The 19349-nt window shown below is 29.9% G+C and carries 21 protein-coding genes; 3 read left to right on the top strand and 18 right to left on the bottom strand.

Annotated elements, in window-relative coordinates; translation table 11 throughout:
* Positions 1-2: 2 nt before the first annotated feature.
* From WHD08_RS02855 to WHD08_RS02845, 3 genes are all read left to right on the top strand, one after another.
* Complete coding sequence (locus tag WHD08_RS02855; protein WP_208889304.1) at positions 3-1337, top strand: DUF1566 domain-containing protein; 1335 nt, start codon at positions 3-5, stop codon at positions 1335-1337.
* 220 nt (positions 1338-1557) lie between these two features.
* Positions 1558-3939 (top strand): outer membrane beta-barrel family protein, encoded by a 2382-nt coding sequence (locus tag WHD08_RS02850; RefSeq protein WP_208889305.1) that lies wholly within the window; start codon positions 1558-1560, stop codon positions 3937-3939.
* A 372-nt stretch (positions 3940-4311) separates the two neighbouring features.
* Positions 4312-4617, top strand: coding sequence for a GIY-YIG nuclease family protein (locus tag WHD08_RS02845; RefSeq protein WP_208889306.1), 306 nt, complete (start codon positions 4312-4314; stop codon positions 4615-4617).
* A gap of 308 nt (positions 4618-4925) precedes the next feature.
* Here WHD08_RS02845 and WHD08_RS02840 read toward each other — a convergent pair whose 3' ends face one another.
* From WHD08_RS02840 to WHD08_RS02755, 18 genes are all read right to left on the bottom strand, one after another.
* The gene (locus WHD08_RS02840) at positions 4926-6092 is read right to left on the bottom strand and encodes an MFS transporter (RefSeq protein WP_208889307.1); all 1167 of its coding nucleotides are present in this window, start codon (positions 6090-6092) and stop codon (positions 4926-4928) included.
* Positions 6093-6186: 94 nt separating this feature from the next.
* Positions 6187-6423: a helix-turn-helix domain-containing protein gene (locus tag WHD08_RS02835; RefSeq protein ID WP_165734130.1), complete on the bottom strand. Its 237-nt coding sequence runs from the start codon at positions 6421-6423 to the stop codon at positions 6187-6189.
* A gap of 291 nt (positions 6424-6714) precedes the next feature.
* On the bottom strand, positions 6715-7533 hold the full coding sequence (locus WHD08_RS02830; RefSeq protein ID WP_165734132.1) for a hypothetical protein: 819 nt from the start codon (positions 7531-7533) through the stop codon (positions 6715-6717).
* 50 nt (positions 7534-7583) lie between these two features.
* On the bottom strand, positions 7584-8987 hold the full coding sequence (locus tag WHD08_RS02825) for an alpha/beta hydrolase (protein ID WP_208889308.1): 1404 nt from the start codon (positions 8985-8987) through the stop codon (positions 7584-7586).
* Positions 8988-9147: 160 nt separating this feature from the next.
* Positions 9148-9762, bottom strand: coding sequence for a hypothetical protein (locus WHD08_RS02820; RefSeq protein ID WP_261973293.1), 615 nt, complete (start codon positions 9760-9762; stop codon positions 9148-9150).
* Between the two features lie 138 nt (positions 9763-9900).
* Positions 9901-10479, bottom strand: a complete 579-nt coding sequence (locus tag WHD08_RS02815) for an NAD(P)H-dependent oxidoreductase (RefSeq protein ID WP_208889311.1) — start codon at positions 10477-10479, stop codon at positions 9901-9903.
* 60 nt (positions 10480-10539) lie between these two features.
* Entirely contained in the window at positions 10540-11103 is a 564-nt protein-coding gene (locus WHD08_RS02810; protein WP_208889312.1) for a Crp/Fnr family transcriptional regulator, read from the bottom strand.
* A gap of 23 nt (positions 11104-11126) precedes the next feature.
* Positions 11127-11753: a hypothetical protein gene (locus tag WHD08_RS02805; RefSeq protein ID WP_208889313.1), complete on the bottom strand. Its 627-nt coding sequence runs from the start codon at positions 11751-11753 to the stop codon at positions 11127-11129.
* Positions 11754-11940: 187 nt separating this feature from the next.
* Positions 11941-12267 (bottom strand): DMT family transporter, encoded by a 327-nt coding sequence (locus WHD08_RS02800; RefSeq protein WP_136581885.1) that lies wholly within the window; start codon positions 12265-12267, stop codon positions 11941-11943.
* Positions 12268-12595: 328 nt separating this feature from the next.
* Positions 12596-13237, bottom strand: coding sequence for a class I SAM-dependent methyltransferase (locus WHD08_RS02795; protein WP_208889314.1), 642 nt, complete (start codon positions 13235-13237; stop codon positions 12596-12598).
* 753 nt (positions 13238-13990) lie between these two features.
* Positions 13991-14386 carry a hypothetical protein gene (locus WHD08_RS02790; protein WP_340833450.1) on the bottom strand — a complete coding sequence of 132 codons (396 nt, stop codon included), beginning with the start codon at positions 14384-14386 and terminating at the stop codon, positions 13991-13993.
* 56 nt (positions 14387-14442) lie between these two features.
* Positions 14443-15030 (bottom strand): hypothetical protein, encoded by a 588-nt coding sequence (locus WHD08_RS02785; RefSeq protein ID WP_208889315.1) that lies wholly within the window; start codon positions 15028-15030, stop codon positions 14443-14445.
* 514 nt (positions 15031-15544) lie between these two features.
* Positions 15545-15910, bottom strand: a complete 366-nt coding sequence (locus tag WHD08_RS02780) for a DUF1801 domain-containing protein (protein ID WP_208891238.1) — start codon at positions 15908-15910, stop codon at positions 15545-15547.
* A gap of 15 nt (positions 15911-15925) precedes the next feature.
* The gene (locus WHD08_RS02775) at positions 15926-16384 is read right to left on the bottom strand and encodes a GyrI-like domain-containing protein (protein WP_208889316.1); all 459 of its coding nucleotides are present in this window, start codon (positions 16382-16384) and stop codon (positions 15926-15928) included.
* 48 nt (positions 16385-16432) lie between these two features.
* Positions 16433-17155: a helix-turn-helix transcriptional regulator gene (locus WHD08_RS02770; RefSeq protein WP_208889317.1), complete on the bottom strand. Its 723-nt coding sequence runs from the start codon at positions 17153-17155 to the stop codon at positions 16433-16435.
* Between the two features lie 152 nt (positions 17156-17307).
* Positions 17308-17760 (bottom strand): RDD family protein, encoded by a 453-nt coding sequence (locus tag WHD08_RS02765; RefSeq protein ID WP_165734150.1) that lies wholly within the window; start codon positions 17758-17760, stop codon positions 17308-17310.
* A gap of 233 nt (positions 17761-17993) precedes the next feature.
* Positions 17994-18464, bottom strand: coding sequence for a hypothetical protein (locus tag WHD08_RS02760; RefSeq protein WP_165734152.1), 471 nt, complete (start codon positions 18462-18464; stop codon positions 17994-17996).
* A 180-nt stretch (positions 18465-18644) separates the two neighbouring features.
* Positions 18645-19253, bottom strand: a complete 609-nt coding sequence (locus tag WHD08_RS02755) for a hypothetical protein (protein WP_165734154.1) — start codon at positions 19251-19253, stop codon at positions 18645-18647.
* Positions 19254-19349 lie beyond the last annotated feature (96 nt).

Genomic DNA, 19349 nt, shown 5'->3' with positions numbered 1-19349 from the left:
CAATGAAAATAATACATAATAGAAATACTGTTCTGACTTTTACAGTTTGTGCCCTCGTATTTATGAGTTGTAAAAACACGGAAACGTCAAAGAAAGAACAAAATAAGAATTACAATTACACACAAATAGCAACAGGACAAGTAAAAGCTTATGGCGAAGATGGTGAAATTTTAAGTGATTTAGCACCAGGTGATGCTCTTTACGGTCAAGATGCCAACTATTTAAAAGGTGAAGAAATGTCTTTCCAAAAAAGTGAAGACGGAACCATTTTAGATTTAAACACTGGATTGACATGGCAAGAAATTCCAACAACAGAAGGTTTTGATTGGCAAGGAGCAAGGGATTATGTAGAAAATTTAGAATTAGGTGGATATGATGATTGGAGAATGCCTACACTTAAAGAATTATATTCTATTAGTGATTTTAGTACTGGTTGGCCTTATTTAGATACCAATTATTTTTCATTAGTTAATAATGAGCGTGTAGATAAAAGCGAGCAATATTGGGCAATAGAAAAATATGTTGGTCATACCGAAGAAGGTGGTTATACCGCTGCTTTTGGGGTAAATCATGCAACCGGACATATAAAAGCGTATCCTGGAGAAGCTCCTGAAGGTAGAGGAGATCACAAAGGTCCGCCACCAATGGGAAAACGAGATGCTAATAACCAAGGTTCTGCTGATCAAAAGGCATCGCCATCTAGAGATGTAGAACAAGATGGAAAAAATACAGCAGGACACAGACCTCCACCTCCAGGAAATGGAGAGAGACCAACTGGCAACCCAATGCTAAAGCATGTCCGTGCAGTGCGTGGTAGTATTTATGGAATTAATGATTTTGAAGATAATGGAAACCAAACAATTACAGATAATGCAACTGGTTTAATGTGGGCTAAAAATGATAGTAAAAAAGGTTTGGATTGGAAATCTTCGTTAAAATATGCAGAAGAATCAGAATTAGCAGGACACTCAGATTGGAGATTGCCAAATGTAAAGGAATTACAAGGCATTGTAGATTATTCTTATGCACCTGGGGCAAAAGATACTTCATTAGATAGACCCGCAATTGACCCAATATTTAATATTTCAGAAATAAAGAATGAGAATGGCGATAAAGATTATCCCTATTTTTGGACAAGCACTTCGGCAAGATTTCAAAAAGGAAAACCTTATTACTATGCATGGTACGTAGCTTTTGGTAAAGCTGTGAATGCAGAAGGTTTAGATTTTCACGGAGCAGGTTCTGTGAGATTTGATACCAAACATGAAAACGGACCTGCAGGAGAAGGTGGTGAGCGTTATTATAACTATGTACGTTTGGTGAGAAGTGTAGATTAAAAAATAAGAAGTAAAAAAATAACTAATAGTAAATGTGAATTTTACAATGAGAAAACCTAGTTTTAAAGACTAGGTTTTTTTCTATTTGTGAAATTCTTGTTAAATGTTGTGTTTTTGATTTTTAAACGATTTGTTTTCTAAAAGTAAGGGGTGTTATATTTTGAATTAGCCTTATATTCATTTTTTGCTAAAACGAAATCAAATTATAAAATATATTCAGATGAAATCCTTTATTCAACATACATTTTCCATGCTGTTTCTTTTGTTTTCTAGTAGTGTTATTTTGTCACAAGACAAAAACATTCAAATTACTGGACAATTAATTGAAGAAGCTACTTCACAAGCAATTCCGTATGCAACGGTAGTGCTTCATGATAAAACAACTAAGAAAATTATAGCAGGTACAACCTCTGATGATTCAGGGAAATTTAGTATTTCTACCTCCAATTCCAATTTTTATTTAGAAGTAAGTTTCATGGGGTTTGAAACAAAAAATATTCAAATTTTTAATATCAGTAATAATAAGGCTGATTTAGGAAAAATCATACTCGCTCCAGACAATCAAACATTAGATGAGGTAGTAATTACAGGGGAAGTTTCTAAAACCGTTTTTAAATTAGATAAACGTGTTTTTAATGTTGGGGCAGATATTAGTAGTACCGGAGCAAGTGCTTTAGAAGTACTAAATAATGTACCTTCTGTAAATGTAAATATTGAAGGTGAAATTAGTCTTAGAGGAAGTTCTGGAGTACAAATGCTAATCAATGGAAAACCTTCTGTTTTAGCTGATGAATCTAGCAATGCATTGGGTACAATTACTGCTGATATGATTGAGAGTATCGAGATCATTACAAACCCTTCGGCTAAATATGAAGCTTCTGGAACTGCCGGAATTTTAAACATCATTCTTAAAAAAGAAGAAAAAAGAGGTTGGAATGGTTCTGTTTCGGTAAACACCGGAATTCCAGATAATCATAGTGTTGGTTTAAGTTTGAATAGAAGAACGGAAAGTTTTAATTTATTTGCGCAATTAGGAGCTGGTTACAGGTCTTTACCAAAAGATTCTGAAGCTATTAATAGAGACTTAGTTAATGATGAGGTTATTTTTAGTACCGGAACAGAATACAGAGACGAAACCTTTTACAACCTTACTTTAGGAACCGATTATCATATTAACGATTTAAACGTGCTTACTTTATCTGCCAATGTAGCTTACGAAATTGAAGAACAACCTTCTGAAACAATTTTTAGTTCTTTTGATGCTAATGATGCTCTAATTTCTAGCTGGATGAGAAATGAGGTTACCGATGCTACAAACCCGAAATATAAGTACGAATTGAATTACAAAAAGCAGTTTGAAAATAATGAAGATCATACTTTATTATTTAGTGCTTTGGGTAGTTTTTTCGGAAAAGACCAATCGTCTGAATTTATAAATACCACCATTTCTGGTGATGATAATGATAGCGACCAAAAAACAGTCACCAATTTTCAACAAGCAGATTATACGTTTAAAGCTGATTATACAAACCCAATTTCTGATATTTACACGATAGAAACGGGCGCACAATATGTAATTAATGATGTTGGTAATGATTATGAAGTAAGTGATTTAACCAATGGTGTTTTTGTTACTGATGAAGCGCTAACAAACAATTTTGAGTACAACCAAAAAGTATTAGGTGTTTATGGTACTGTTGCGTATGAAAGAGAAAAATGGGGTGTAAAAGCAGGGTTAAGGGTAGAGCAGACCAACTTAAAAACACTCTTAACAAACACCAATGTAGCTAACGAACAAGATTTTACAAACTTATTTCCAACGGTGCATTCATCCTACAAAGTAGGAGAAGACTTTTCTTTACAAGCAGGATATTCTAAACGTATTTTTAGACCTAGATTATGGGATTTGAATCCTTTTTTTAATATAAGAAACAACTTTAATGTGCGTGTAGGAAACCCAGATTTACAACCAGAGTTTACAGATTCTTATGAGTTGACAAGTATTTACAAGATTGGTAATGCCTCTTTAAGCTCTAGTCTATATCATAAATATACTACAGATATGGTAGAGCGTGTTTCTACCTATATTGATGGTGTAACAATTACCACACCCGAAAATATTGGTACTAATTCTTCCATTGGTTTTGAAACAAACGGTAAATACAGAGCGAATAATTGGTTGACAATAACGGGAGATTTTAACTTAAATTATTTTGACAGAGTTGGTACTTTTGAGTCTCAGGTTTTTGATTTTTCAGGAAACCAATGGTCTTCAAGGTTAGGTTCTACAATAGGATTACCAGCAGATATAGATGTAGAATTGACTGGGAATTATCAATCTGGTTATGAAACCGTACAAGGAAATGTTACCGGATATGCACATTTAGATTTAGGTGTTCGTAAAAAAATATTTAAAGGAAAAGCAATTGTAAATTTAGGTATTAGAGATTTATTTGAATCTAGAATTTCTGAACAATTGGTATCACAAGAAACTTTTGAAACTTATAGTTTTGCACAACGTGGTCGCTTTATTACTTTAGGTATTAGCTACGGATTTGGTAAAGGCGAAGCAATGACGTATTCTGGTGGAAGAAGGAGGTAAGTTACCTCTCAGGTTCTCGACTCCGCTCGAACACCCTGTTAATTAAACGATATTCAAGAAAAGTAACAAAACGGTCTTCGAGTGGAGACGAGAAGCATAACAAATAAACATTCAATTTTAAAGAAATATTACAAGTTCTCGACTCCGCTCGAACACCCTATTAAATAAACTGTATTCATGAAGAGTAACAAAATGGTCTTCGAGCGTAGTCGAGAAGCGTATCTAATAAGCATTCAATCTTAAAGAAATAGTACAAGTTCTCGACTTCGCTCGAACACCCTAAATAAATGGTATTTAAGAAGAGTAACAAAACGGTCTTCGAGCGGAGTCGAGAAGCATACCCAACAATTTTTCCTATCTTAGAGAAAAAAAATGGCTGGACACGTATACATATTACAATGCTCCGATGGCACCTATTACACTGGAAGCACAAGAAATTTAGAAAAAAGATTAGCAGAGCACCAATCAAAAAAGGGAGCTAATTACACTAAAACCAGATTACCAGTAACATTAGTCTTTCAAGAATTATTTTTAAATATTGAAGATGCTTTCTATTATGAAAAGAAAATTCAAAAATGGTCTCATGCTAAAAAAAAGGCATTGATTGAAAACAATTGGGAACTCTTACCTATACTTTCAGAATGTAAGAATGATACACATTTTAAAAATAAAAAGTAAGGAAGATATACAGGTTCTCGACTCCGCTCGAACACCCTATTAAATAAACGGTATTTAAGAAGAGTAACCAAACGGTCTTCGAGCGAAGTCGAGAAGCATAACCCAAAAGCATTCAATTTTAAAGTAATAGTACAAGTTCTCGACTCCGCTCGAACACCCTGATAAATAAACGGTATTTAAGAAGAGTAACAAAATGGTCTTCGAGCGAAGTCGAGAAGTATATCAATGAACAAGTTAAAGTTGTCTCTCAAGTTCACGACTCCGTTCGAACGGATAATTGTAAATTAAATCTATTTAGTTATAGAGTTCTAAATAGATTTTTTAGGTCCAAAAAGAAATTGAACGATTAAAATAGCAATTGCTATGAGTAATCCTAAAATAGAAACACCTTGCCAACCAAAATGTTCCCAGGCAAAAGCTCCTAAAAAAGTACCGAACGCACCACCTATAAAAAAGCCGACCATATAAACTGTATTCACGCGGTTTCTAGCTTCTGGATTCTTAGAAAATATACTAACCTGATTGGTAATATGTAAAACTTGTAAACCTAAATCTACAATAATTACTCCCAATGCTAAACCAATTAAAGAGTATCCTGAGAAAAGGAAAATTAACCATGAAACCATCAATAATATGGTAGAGAAGACAATAAGCTGCATTTGTTTATACTTATGACTTATCTTTCCTACAACCGTTGCTCCAAGTGCACCAACAATACCAAAGACACCAAAAGCACCAGCAACATCGCTATCGTAACCAAAATGATCTTCCATTAAAAAGACAAAAGTGGTCCAAAAAACACTTAATCCTGCAAACCCAAGTCCACCACGTAAAGCAGCCAATCGTAACGAAGGTTCCGTTTTAAAATAATGGCCTATCGATTTTAATAAACTTCCGTAACTTCCTTTATAACTGGGTTTAATTTTCGGCAATTTATATTGAAGCAAAATAAACAACAATACCATGAGTATTGTTGCGGCAGTAAACATAAAGCGCCATCCGTACCATTTGCCAACAATACCACTTATTACACGACTTCCTAAAATACCAATAAGCAATCCGCTCATTACAATGCCAATGGCACGTCCTCTGCCTTTATCATCGGATAATTGTGCAACCATCGGTACAAATAATTGCGGTATTGCAGATGAAAATCCAATGAAAAAGCTACTTATAATTAGTAGATACAAAGTGCTTGATAACGATGCCGCAATTAGTGAGAGAATCATTAAAGCAAAATCGAATTGTAATATTTTTTTATTTGAAACTTTATCACCCAAAGGGACAATAAATAACAACCCAAAAGCATATCCCAATTGTGTAGCTAAAGGCACGTTACTTATGGCAGATTCACTAACCTCAAATTCTACAACCATTTGATGTAAAAGAGGTTGGTTATAATACAAATTTGCAACAACAAGTCCAGCAGATATACTCATTAAGTATAATACGGAATTGGATAAATTTTTACTCATATTTTAAATCTTAGTCGTGCCTTTAAATAAAGCATCAAAGGTATAAAACTATAAAAGGTATCAGTAATTAAAGGCTTAATAAATTGATATAATTTTAATGCTCTTTATTTCTAAATTGGGTAGCTGTAATACCTAAGTTTCGTTTAAAAAACTGATTAAAATTAGCAACTTCATTAAAACCTAAAGCATACGCAACTTCTGCTACAGATTTATCCATTTGGTGTAGTAATGTTTTTGCGTATAATATTTTATAATCGATTATTATTTTTTGAGCACTTTTGCCAGTTGCTTTTTTAAAACATTCGGTTAAGTATATGGGACTAATATTCATTTGTGAGGCATATTCTTTTACCGACAAAAATTGATGATTACTATTTAATTTATGCAAGTCTTTAATCTAAATAGGGGCTTGCATTATAATAACTTATAATTACAACATTTATCCGAAGCTATATTCTTATTAAAAGTGAAGGTACTTTTTGACACAAAATGTAGTAATCTTTTTTCTTGATATTAACTTCTTGTTTTTATTATAATCGTAAAATTAACAATTGTCTGTTTGAGCGCAGTCGAGAATTATTTGATGACTAAATGAAGTTTCTATTGCTCCTAACCAGCTCTATTATTTTTCATAAAACTCTTTTAAGACTATATTCTTACCTTTTGTTAATTTCTTCAATTCACTTAAAATATAATATCTATGCATAAACCCACAGAGGACAACAATTTTTTTGCCATGATTCTGTTGAGAAATTTGCATTATATTTTTAGCCATGGTTTGATTTCTTAAATCCCAAAAATCACCAGCTAATTTATATCCATCTCGATAACTTATTTTTTCTCCATTTGGTTTAGTATGAAAGTGAGTTTTAAATTCATTTCTTTTATTCGTTATTTTTGTCAACATTTTATATTGATAATATTGTCTTTCTTCGCAAATGCTATCGGTTGTAGCATTGTTAAAGTTTTCAGGAGATTTAGACGCCAATATTATTAAGGGTTCTAAAAGTGCTTTATATTTATTATAAATTCCAGCTTCTGAAACAGATAATAAATCAGCTTTACTTAAACTGTCTATCAGCTTTGTTGTAAATCCGTCCGTAGGGCGTGAACCGATATTTATTCTGTATTCATTTCTACCTTCAAACTCATATGGTCTTAAATGTGTTCCAGAGTATTTTTGAACATATTTTTCAGATGCGATACCTTCATTACTATTTAAATCATTTTTGTGTCTAAAATCAGAAGTAAAAGAAGATGAGTCCAGTTCTCGTAGTATATAATCAGGTTTTATATCTTCTAATATCTTAAAGAGGATCTCATCATTAAAATTAGGCTCTGGTTTATGCAACGTTCCAATAACAATTATTTCTGTAGTTTTTTCCGTTTTACAGGATAGAATTGTTAATGACGTTAGTAAAATTAGTAGTGTTTTATTCATTGATTAATTGTTGCCTATGTTCGGAATCATTTTAAAAAAAGCCTTATTTTTTATTCTTCTTTTAATTTCTTTAAATCAATTTCTCTAAAATATCTGTTCTGCTTATAGTTTTTTATACAATATTCTAAATTAGTTTTCCCTAATCTTTTTTGGGTATTGTTTTCAATGGAAGCCTTAGCTATAAAATAACTGAACTCAAGTTGATTGTCTTTAAACTTCTTTCGCCCTTGTTTAAAAAAGGCAATTGCCATTTCGAGATTTTTAATATCATGAATATAAAAATCATAATATGATTCTAGATTTGCTTTTAGAATTTTATTTTCTAAATCATCTTTACTATTCAGTATTTTATTAGCAAGGTAATTAGCCTTTTTAAAATCACCAATTTGCTTATTATAAAAAAATAGTGTGTGCGTTTGTGTTGGATATCCATTTACTATTGAATCGTATTCAATAATTTGATTGAGTGCTTTTTTATTTTTAGTATTAATACTCATTTGTATTAAAGAATAAAAATCGGTTTCTTTCATCTGTGTTTCAATTCCATAAGCTTTTTTATTCTTCGAATGATAAAGGTCAATATATTCTTTTATCTTAAAATTTTCTTTATTCGATTCTATATAGAAATCATCAATATTTCTGTATTCATTAAAGAGGAATTTTATGCCTTGTATCAAAGCCATTGCTGGCATCTCATTATGATTCGCATTAAATTCATTTATTTTTAGATGATCATTAAAAACTTTGCTTTTTAAGTATTTTGCAAACTCGTTAAATTCATAATCTTTCGTTCCATACCCTATAAATATATTTGTCTTTTCATTTGCAGTTAAATATGGCTCTATTTTTTTCTTGAAATTATCAGATTCTCCGCTCAATGAAAGTGAAATAACACCATCAAATGGATTGTTTTTTTGAAACGGTAAACAGATTACAAAATGGGCTGTATTTGAGTGTCCTATTATTGAATTATACCCTGAAGTATTATATGTAGTATTCATATAAGGAACCACTTCTTCAAACAAAAAGTTTTTCAGTTTTTCAGAACCCTCTAAATAAATAGTTTCATCTCCATTTTGATATTTACTAAAATTAGGTGTTGTTTCTATATTTCTGTTATTATGATAAACTCCAACAACGATGGATTGAGGAATAGCATCTGTCGCAACATCATAATCATTTTCTATGGTTCGTTTGCTTAATTGCTCAACATACTTTGCTGTTACATCAAAAAGACTATACCCGTCTAAAGTGTAGATAACTGGATATTTTTTCGTGATATCGTAATCTGTAGGTAAGAATATTTTTATAATTCTATTTTCATTTGGAAAATATTCCGATTTTAATTCAACGGTATGATACTCTAAAGAACTTATTTCTATTTTACTTTTCATTTGACCAAAAGCAAATGATGTAATAAGGAAAAAACTAAAAAGACTAATTATTAATTTCATATGTGTGTTCTGTAAATATTTGCCTAATATGTTTGTATATTGAGAGTTGTCTTTTTAATAAATGCTATTTTCTAAAGGGAAATTGACGTTAATAAAAAACAAAAAACTTTAATTATGTGAAAAATAATAAATTATTAATACAAGATATTGCAAATAGTTTTTATTCAGGTATCGTAATATCCAGGTCAATATCCTCGATAGATTCTAATTTATATTTTACAAATCTTCCACTGATATTCGTTCCTTTTGCTTCTAAAACTATAAAATTCATTGGTGATTTCATTCTGTTGTATAATTGTGTCTCAAGAGCAGAGAGTCTAAAAACAGAGAAATAACTTTTTTCTGTTTCTTTTATTATAAATTTATATTTTGCTACTTTCTTGTTTTTATTATTCAGAATTTTAAAAGACATTTTTTTAATTCCTTTTTTTTCTTTTATATCAGAGAACACAAATTTATTTTTAGTGACATTTTTTGTCATATTTTTTGTTTCTATAAAATATAGTTTTAATGAATCAGATTTATCAATATGAAAATAATGTATTTTATTTTCTTTTGTATCATATAGGTTAGATACAAGAGTGTCATTACGATTGTATATTTGCATATAATATGAATCATCCTCAGAATTGAATAGATTAGTCCATTCCTGATTTGGAAAGTATAGAGTAGAAAAACTATTTTTTACAACTTTATCAAACTTATAGTTTTGGCTATGGCCAATACCAACAAATAATAAAAATAATACGGAAAATATTGTTTTAACTGTTTTCATAAATTATTTACTACGTTTTTGTATAAGGTTTGTAGCTCACTTAAAAGCAACTAAAATAACAAATAATAACTGAATAGAAAGTCACAGAAGGCTTATATATATGTTGGTGATAAGCACAAGGTATAATTTTTATCAAACTTATTTCAATCTTTCTCCTAAAAATGTTACTTTTTGCAACCACCTTGTTCTAAAGTTTAAAGAGGAATTTTTTATGGAAGCAATATAAGTTGTTCTTACAGGATTTACTCCGCAAAATTTTAATGTTCCATTTTTGAATTGGTTAATAGCTGGACTTTTCATAATCAGAAAATCATACCATTTTGGGGTATCTGCCGTAATTATTAATCTTGCAGATTTTCCTTTCAAAAGTTTTTCAGGTAATGCTTTGCCCTCAATTGGTTGATATGTGATTCCTGGTAAAAAGATTCTGTCAATAAACCCTTTCATTATTGCAGGGTAACCATACCACCACATAGGAAATACCCAAACAATATGGTCTGCTTTTTTAATCTTTTCTATTGCTACAGATAAATCAGGTTCTAATTCCATTCGTTTTCGATAGCCAAATTCTAGATTAGGATTAAAATTCAAATCCGCAATATTAATTTGTAGTATTGTTGCACCTGTTTTACCAGCTCCTTTTATATAAGCATTTGATAAAGCATAATTAAAACTCTCTTTATCTGGGTGTCCATTAATAATTAGTATTGTTTTCATACTTGTTCTTTGTTTTAGGCAAAGAACAATACTTCGTTACTTTTTTAAAAGGACATTTGTCTAATTCGTAATTGTTTTTCTTATTCTACTTAAATGCCTTTGGGTGATCCCTAAATATGAAGCTAGAAAATTTAAAGGAATGACTTGTAAGTATTCTGGGTGATTTATAAGTAAATCTGTATATTTTTTTTCAGCTGATTCTTTTTGCAACAACAAAACTCTCTTTTCCATTTTAATGTATTCTTGTTCAGTAATTAATTTGAAAAATTTTAACCAATTTGCGCTTGATTTCTCCAACATTAAAATGTCTTCTCTTGATATCGTTAGTAGTTCTATATCCGTTAAGGCTTGAATATTTTCAATAGTTTTGGTTTGAGATAAGAAAGAAGAGTAGGCGCTAACAAATGAATTTGAAAAAGTAAAACAATAGGTAACTTCCTCTTCAGATGAAGAATAATAGAATGACCTAAACAATCCAGAAACTACAAACGCTACTTCTTTGGAGATTCGATTTTCTTTGATAAAAAAGTCACCTTTTTTCAATTTAATATTCTGAACCTTACTTTCAAAAAGGTCGATTTCATTGTCGGTTAGAATATTAAATGTTTGTAAGTAATTCCTCATTTTTTAATTGTTGTCAATGCTTTTTAGCTCAGTTCTTTGTTGGTAGTAGTGTTTTCATTTTCCGACATTTTATTGATTTTCGGTTGTATGATCCAAATTCCAATAAAGTAAAACCATAACATAAAAAATTCACCGGCAAATTCTCCAAAATTCACTTCTTTTTGCAATTCAACTGTTTTAAATGTTTTTGCAACAAAATACAAAGAATAAAACATTCCAAACATTGACAGTAAATGAAGAGGAATAATTACTCCAACCATTCCAGCGACAAGTCCTCCACTTGGTCCAGTTCCAGTTTGCATTATTCCACTGATCATTCCACCAATAAAAATAGAAATACAGAGTATATAAACTAATGGAATAAAGAAAAATACTTTAAATTTCTTCGTTTTCATTGTTACGTTTTCTGGTATTTTCTTTTGTAAGCCAATTGCAATAGACCAAAACCAACCAAAAAAGACACCCATATAGAGTATCATTACTATTGGGAAAATTTTAAACATATTAAATATTTCTGTTGGGTCAGGATTTGTTTCGGAATTTATTTTCGAAAACATGGTTCCCATCATTACTATTTGAAATAGTATCGGAATTCCAAACATTAATGTGAAAAGTTGCCAATGTTTTGCTTTTAAAAATCTGTCTATCATTTTAGTTTTTGTTTTGTTTCAGCACAACTGCTAACGTTTAGTAAATGAAAAGTAGGCAATTTCGAAGCACGAAACTTTCGGTAAGCCTAAAGTTTGATACATGCCAATAGCCTTAAACTTACTACTATTTCACTTATTTTTTATATACATTGTTGGCAATATGTGCTTTTGTTTTTTCAAAGTCCGATTAATTTGAGACTACTTTTAGTCCGATAATTGAGGCAATTAATGTCATAATGAAAAATAGTCGCCAAAATGTCGCTGGTTCTTTAAAAATTAGAATTCCAATCAAAACTGTTCCTACAGCACCTATTCCTGTCCAAACTGCATATGCAGTTCCTATCGGTAGTTGTTGGGTCACCTTTACAAGAAGAAACATACTTATTCCTAAACAAATCAAGAATCCTATGTACCAATAAGTTGTTTCAATTCCTGTTGATTCTTTTGCTTTTCCAAGACAAGCTGCAAAAGCTACTTCAAATAGTCCGGCAATTATTAATAGTATCCAATTCATTCGTAATTATCTTCTTTTTGTGTTGTAAGTCAATATTCAATTTCTGTCTGTTTTTGCATTACTGCCAACTCTATTATTTAAAAAACAAATATATTGATTATCAAGTAGACCTTTTTGGATAAAGAAAATTTTTCTTTGATATGATGTCTTTACATCCCTTACTTTATAAAGAACTATAAGATGCACTATTACTATTGATAGCAGATGGCAATAAGCTATTAAAGCTAGTTTTTTGCTATTGCATAATCAGTATTGACTTAATATTATATCTATAAAAGTTTTTTAGTTAAAAATTAATGAGTTTATACTTGTTTTGTAGCGTCCTGGTTTATTTTTTCCTAGCAATAAATATCATATCTGTTAAAAATGTTCCATCTGGTTCGGGGTATTTTTTTCTCTGCAAGTCAATAATTTCATATCCATATTTTTTTAAGCATTCTGATAAAAATTCCGCTTGATGATAATAAATATAAACTCTATTTTCTCCGCTAAAACTAGTCAATTCGTAACCAGATTTTTCATAATCATCCTCCATTGTACTAATGTATAACAGTCCAGAACTATTTAAGAGTTTAGCAGCGTCATAAATAAGTTTTTCACATTCTTCTTTGGAAAGATAAGGCATACAAAACCCACACATAATTCCGTCAAATTGTAATTCAATTTTTGAGATTTCTCGGCAATCAAAAACTTTGAATTCGGCTTTTGGATTATTTTCTTTCGCAAACTCAATCATATTGGGAGCTAAATCAATTCCAAGTATTTTTAAACCAGGCTTCTTACGCAATAAATATTTTGTTACGTTCCCTGGACCTGAAGCAATTTCAAGAATTTTAGAATTCTCATCTTCAATTAATTCACAAAAGGTATCGAAAGTATCATTGTATAAATCCATTTTCATAAATTTATCTTGATAATTACTAGCCGATTTGTTATACGTTTCTACTGATTCTTTATTTCTTTCTATCATTATTTAGTGTTCAGTTCAAGTTAGTCGAACGGTTGCTATATGAAAAGTAGGCAGGTCTAAATTACGTTACGCTTTCTAACTTTAAAATATTTAATGATTGTAAGAATAACTCATTATATATATGGTAAACAAGAGTGTTATAACAATAAATATACTTGAAATTACACTAGTTACAATAGCCGTTTTATTTTTATTAATCCGGATTGAAATTATAGATAATACGAGAGGTATTAGAAATAATATGGGTAGTCCCAAAATAAAAGCTTCTGGTATTTTCCAAGATATCGGATTATCATTCACAACCAATGATATATATATTCCTAATATCAATAAAATAATAATAACTGCAATATTCAATTTTTTATGTTTTTCCATTTAAAGATATTTATTAGTCAGTATTTTTTATGTAATTGTAACTTTTGTTAAGTTCTTGAGTGGGGAATATTATTGATAATTATTACCAATTCTATTTTATAAAAACAAATATATTGATTATCAAGTAGACCCTTTTTAGATATAGAAAGTTTTTCTTTATTACGATGTCCTTACTTCGTTTATTATATAAAATGCTACAATATATACCACTACTGTGAATAACCTGTTTAACAAGCTTATTAAAACAGGCTTTTGCTATAACTAAATCTGTTTTAACTTATAATACCAATTATAGAAGTGTATTCGTGAAAAATTAATGATTTTTTACTTGTTCTTTACCACAGTCCTTTGTTGAAAAACGTTTTTTAAAATTCAATTTCAATCATAAAATTTAAGTTCTTTTTTATAGAATATTAAACAAATAATTAAGGCTAAAATAGATGCTAGTATATCAAAAAAATCAAACTTCATATTTTGATTAATAAATCGTTCTAACTCCATAAATATTACTAAAGTTAATGTTATTAAGAATGAAGTAATAATTATTTTTCGAATGCTCTTTTTATTTTCTAATTTAAAAAGAAAAAGACAAGTCAGAAAAGTCATTATTGATCCTAAAAAATTAGGAATTATTCCAAGTATAAAGACTAAATACTCATTAGATTCACTATTTGAAAATACTTGTGGACGATAAATTTTCTGATTGAATATATAGACTATAAAAGAAACTAAAACGATTAATGGTTCTTTAACTTTTTTTAGAATTAAATTCATCTAATTAATTTGTATTTTGAGTCCATTCCATTCACTTATTTGTAAAGGAGTATTCTTTAATCTTTTATTTTCATCAATTCAGCATGCAAATTATTCAAGAAACTTTGTTGTGCTAGATCTTCATTAAAGTGTCTGTTATTTCTACCACAACCCTGAGTATCCAAAATGTTTTCTTTGTTAAAAGACCAATCATTTATATCTTTCACCTTTATTGCTAAAGCTTTATTACAACTTTGCCATAGATTAGAAAATTCAGTTTCCTTATTTTTATCTAATTTAGTAAAATCAGCATAAACACTAAAACCTATCATATCTGGATTAAAAAATTTGTTTATTGAAGTAATTGGTACTCCTCCCCAAGATATTACTTCTTTAAAAGAAATCGATAAAATATTCTTCTCATCAAGTAGTTTTTTTTGCTCATTTTTTTCCCAAAAGTATTGTTTCTTGTATGTGATTTTGGTTCCTTTTGGTAAAAGTATATTTTTAATAACTATTGGTTCTATAGTCATAAAAAAAGGGCTTTCATCTGCCTTGTTAGAAACAACATACATAGATCCTAATCCCTTAGCATAAACATAGAAGTAACCAACAACAATAAGTACTATTATTCCAAGTACTATAAATATTTTTTTTGTTTCCATTTTTTATTAGAAGTTTTGCTTCATATTGCAGGTAGTGGTTATCTATCTAGAAAATCAGACGAAGCAAACGTGTAACTACCTTTATTTAGCACAATACCAGCAATTTGTTATATAGGTGTAGCTATAGTTATTTTTTTCTATACACTATTAAATTATACTTAAATTCTGTTCCATCACTTTCTAAAAGTTCAAATACTTTTAATTTCGTCTTCTTTTTCCATTAGTTATTCGTTTCTGATGCTTATAATCTTAACGAATTAGCCCAAATTCAACTAACGTTTAAAGTAGTAATTCTATCATTTAGTTCATTTATAAAATGTGCTACAACGGTTTATGTAAGAATTGTAAGTGATTATAATATACTTACTTTTCAGTTTAGTACTTAGCCAAATTTACAATTTTTCATTTAAAAAATAATCCGCAAAATTGTAAATTTTGCGGACTTTGTAAAATGCATTAAACTTTAGTTTAGTAATAAAACCTTATTACTTTTACACTTTGTTAGCTACTGGCTTTATTTAGTTTTTATAGTTCCATTTCTATATAAATCTAATGCTTCATTTAATAACGATTCAATAAAATCAATTGGCAGGTCTTTATTTGGGTTTACTCTAAAAACTTTCATTCGAGAACGACTTCCTTCTTCTAATTCTATATGGTTTAAGTGTTTTCCTTCAACCATTAATAGATAAGGCTCATCTGTTTTTTTATCAGTCCAAAGATAGCAGAACATTTTTTTCTTATAACAAAAACAAGGCATTCCCCATTTTCTTGTCTCCAAAACATTATCATCTTGCCTAAGAATAACTTCTCTTAAAGCAAGCAGGCAACTTTTGTTTGGTTCTTCCTTGTCTAAATAATAATTATCAGTATCTCGAATCATTTTTGTTAGAAATTATTTTACAGCAATTAGAATATCAATTTCTGCATCATTCTGGTTTTTTGCTTTTTCTCCAAATACTTCAAAGTCTGCCGAATAAACTCGGTCTAAATCCATTTTCCATATTTCTTTCCATTTATTAACGATTAATCCCTTTGTTAAATCTCCCTTAGTAGAAAAGTTAACATATTTCCCTCCTTTAAAAGACTTACCTACCATTCCATTGGGTATTTCATTTAGGTGTTCAACTTTACACCCCAAAACTGTTGTATATGGCTTTGTATGATCACTTTGATATTCTGTGTAGATTGAATAAATAGTAGAGTCAATTTTATTAGGGATTTTTTCAAGAATTACTTCCGATATAAACTTATTCCACAATTCTCCAATGTCTTTTGCTGCTTGTTCGTTTTCATTGGTTGTTCTTATTGAAATACCGATTACTTTAAATGCTTCAACAGTTACTTTGTTCATATTTTTATATAATTTTATGATTTATAATGTTGCAAAAGTAAATGCAGATTATGACAAAGGTGTGTCAGGGGTTGTTAAGTATTTTTCTCTACAAATTTCAAAATATTCTTGAAGTGTTATTTTTTGAGGTTCAAAATACTGATTTTTAACAATCAATTTCTGAATATGATCTAATCTAAAAACCCTAAAATCTTTTCTTAATCTACATACAGTAATTAAAAGCCAATTTTCTTGAGTACTATACAAAGCGAAAGGTTCAATAGTACGTTTAGTGTTTTCTCCTTGTAAGGATTGATATTCTATTTCAATAAGATTAAAATCTGAAATAGCAGATTGGATAATCATTAAATAGCCACTTGTTTTCTGATTTTCTGTATTATTTCTGAAATGTATTCTTTCTGATAAGAATTCAATTTTTTCTTTTTGTGAATGTCTTAATATTGATTTTATTTTAGCAACTGCATTTTGATATTCTATTGCGAAAGATTTGTCTTTATTTTTTAATATAAGTTGTTCCGCAGTAATCAAAGCATTTGCTTCTTTTTCAGTAAACATAACGGGTGGAAGATTAAAACCATCCATTAGAGAATATCCTTTTCCTTCTTCCGTAATTATCGGAATTCCTGAGTTTTCAATAGTTCTAATGTCTCTATATATGGTTCGAATACTTACATTATGTTTTTCAGCAATTTCTCGTGCTGTCAATATTCGTTTTGATTGCAATTGGGTTAGAATAGCAGTTAATCTCGAAAGTCTTGATTTTTCTTCCATTTTGGTCGGTTTTTCCTGCTTATGGCTAATGTGTTTGTATAAGCTTAGTTTTGTGTTTCAAGCAACTAATTACAAACCAAGAAACTCCGCGAGTACTTTGGTAAATAGGAGAGAAGCCAACAATAAATTAAATACGCTGTTGTAGCACATTATTATTCGTTCGTCTTTTTTTCGACAACTAATGTTTTTGTTATTTTATCGTATAAATTCTGATTTTTTTTGTCCCATAATATCCAAATACTTGGGATAAGCAAATATCCAAGCACGTGTTTTAAACCTTCTCTAATCGCCCCTTTTTCAGGTTTATTATAATCTTCTCCTGTTTCCTCTGAAATCACTTTTAGGTTATATATTCTGTGTCCTAAATTCCCAATAAATATTGGATAAAATATTGCTCCAATAATTATTCCGGTCACTAAAGAATAAATTATATCTAAAAATTGAAAGTCACTCTCAAAATCTGCCCAAAATTCAGAAACAGATTTTCCCATAATTAAATAAATTACTAAAAATAAAACTCCAAAAATTAACCCTTCAATTATAGTCGCAATTAATCTTTTTCCTTTAGAAGCCAATTTGTATCCGTGTGTTTGTATTTCATTCATTTTTCTTCTTTTTATGAGTTTTTTTGTTATTGTGCTACGGTTTAGCTATGAACAGTACGGGAGCAAACTAGCGTTTGCTTGCCGCTACGCACGTAGCGAAATCTTTTTGTTTTGTTTTTTCTTTTCCTGTCCAAAGCAAAATCCAAAAGATTTTACGGACTTTATAAATATACACTGACCTTAGCGTTTAAAACCTAAGCCCGTATTGTTTATAGGTTTTGTTGTAAGCAGTTTTATTCACAGTCTATGTCTGAGACGTTTCTTGCCTCTAGAATATTTACGACCTCGTAAGTGCTTTCATAATCAGCAGCAAATCCATCTTCTGATTTTCCTTTATCAATAATTTCAATACTCACAAATATTGGGGAGTAAGGTTCTTTGTTTTTTGTTAAATTATAGTATAATTCATAAAATTCCTCTTCCGCCAAAATCCAAAATTCATTATTATCTCCACAAGGGGAAAAACTACTAACTTCATGTCCTAATGTCATTCTTCCTCTCAAAATATTTTGTGTATAATCAGATTTGGATTGGTCTTTTTCAGAATAAACTAGGGAATCAGTGTTTATTTTTGAGTTTTGTTCTACTATTTTTTCATTCGTAAAGTTTTTAACGGTTTTTTTTTGCTTCTCCTTACAAGAAATTAGAAATGGATTAAAAACAAATAGAACTAATAACAGTTTGAATATATCTTTTAATTTCATGTTTTTTTTTTGCAATAATTATCTTTTTTGAAAAATTACTTACAACGTTGTTGTATATGGTTTGTTGCGTGGGTTACACAACTAATTTAATAAATTAAACTCAACGTTAGGGAAATCCGTAGGATTTTCCGAGTACACACAGACCCAAGCAATTAATTATACACGTTGTTACCACACGTTTTATCTTTTTCTTTCCATAATTATTCCATTAAACATATATTTTCCAATGGGTAATCGACTGGTAAAATTCTCAAATTGTTTTTTTAAGTCAATTTCTTGGTTTACAATTCCAAATATTTTTCTTGCTTCCAGAACTTCGAGAGGTAATTGAACTGAATTTGTTTTATAGTAATAGTCCGATTCCAATTCCCAATATGAAGCACTTTTATTCACTCCGTTTTTCAGAAAACTGAAAGTAATTGTAGTTCCATCCAACCCCACAATACAATCTTCAATTTCGTTACAATCTTTCAAATTTTCAAATCCATCGTTTCTCAATTCCGCCATCAACTTTTTTACCATTTTTTCAGGCACTTTTATTTTTTGGACAATTTTTTTCTTTTGCTCTTCTTTTCGGTTTGTTTTCCAGACTGAATGGATTAAATCGCCCTTAAATTCACCATTCTTGAGCTCAATTAATTCCAACCTTTGAAATTCCGCCACTTCAATCCGATAAATTTCTTTTTGTGAAAGACTATCTAATTTGGTCGATTCAAATTCATTTTTAGTTTGACCGAAAGCAATTGTTCCGATTAGTAATATTGATGCTATTAAGATTATTTTTTTCAAATGTGTGGTAACGTTTTTGTATAAGCTTTGTTGCGTTGTTTAAGCAGTGAATTTAGTAAATAAAGTACGAACGGCGAAATTCCGGAGGAATTTCCC

It is taken from the genome of Polaribacter sejongensis, assembly GCF_038024065.1.
Classification (GTDB): domain Bacteria; phylum Bacteroidota; class Bacteroidia; order Flavobacteriales; family Flavobacteriaceae; genus Polaribacter; species Polaribacter sejongensis.
The sequence above is the reverse complement of the archived record's forward strand: the minus strand, read 5'-3'. Positions and strand labels throughout refer to the sequence as shown.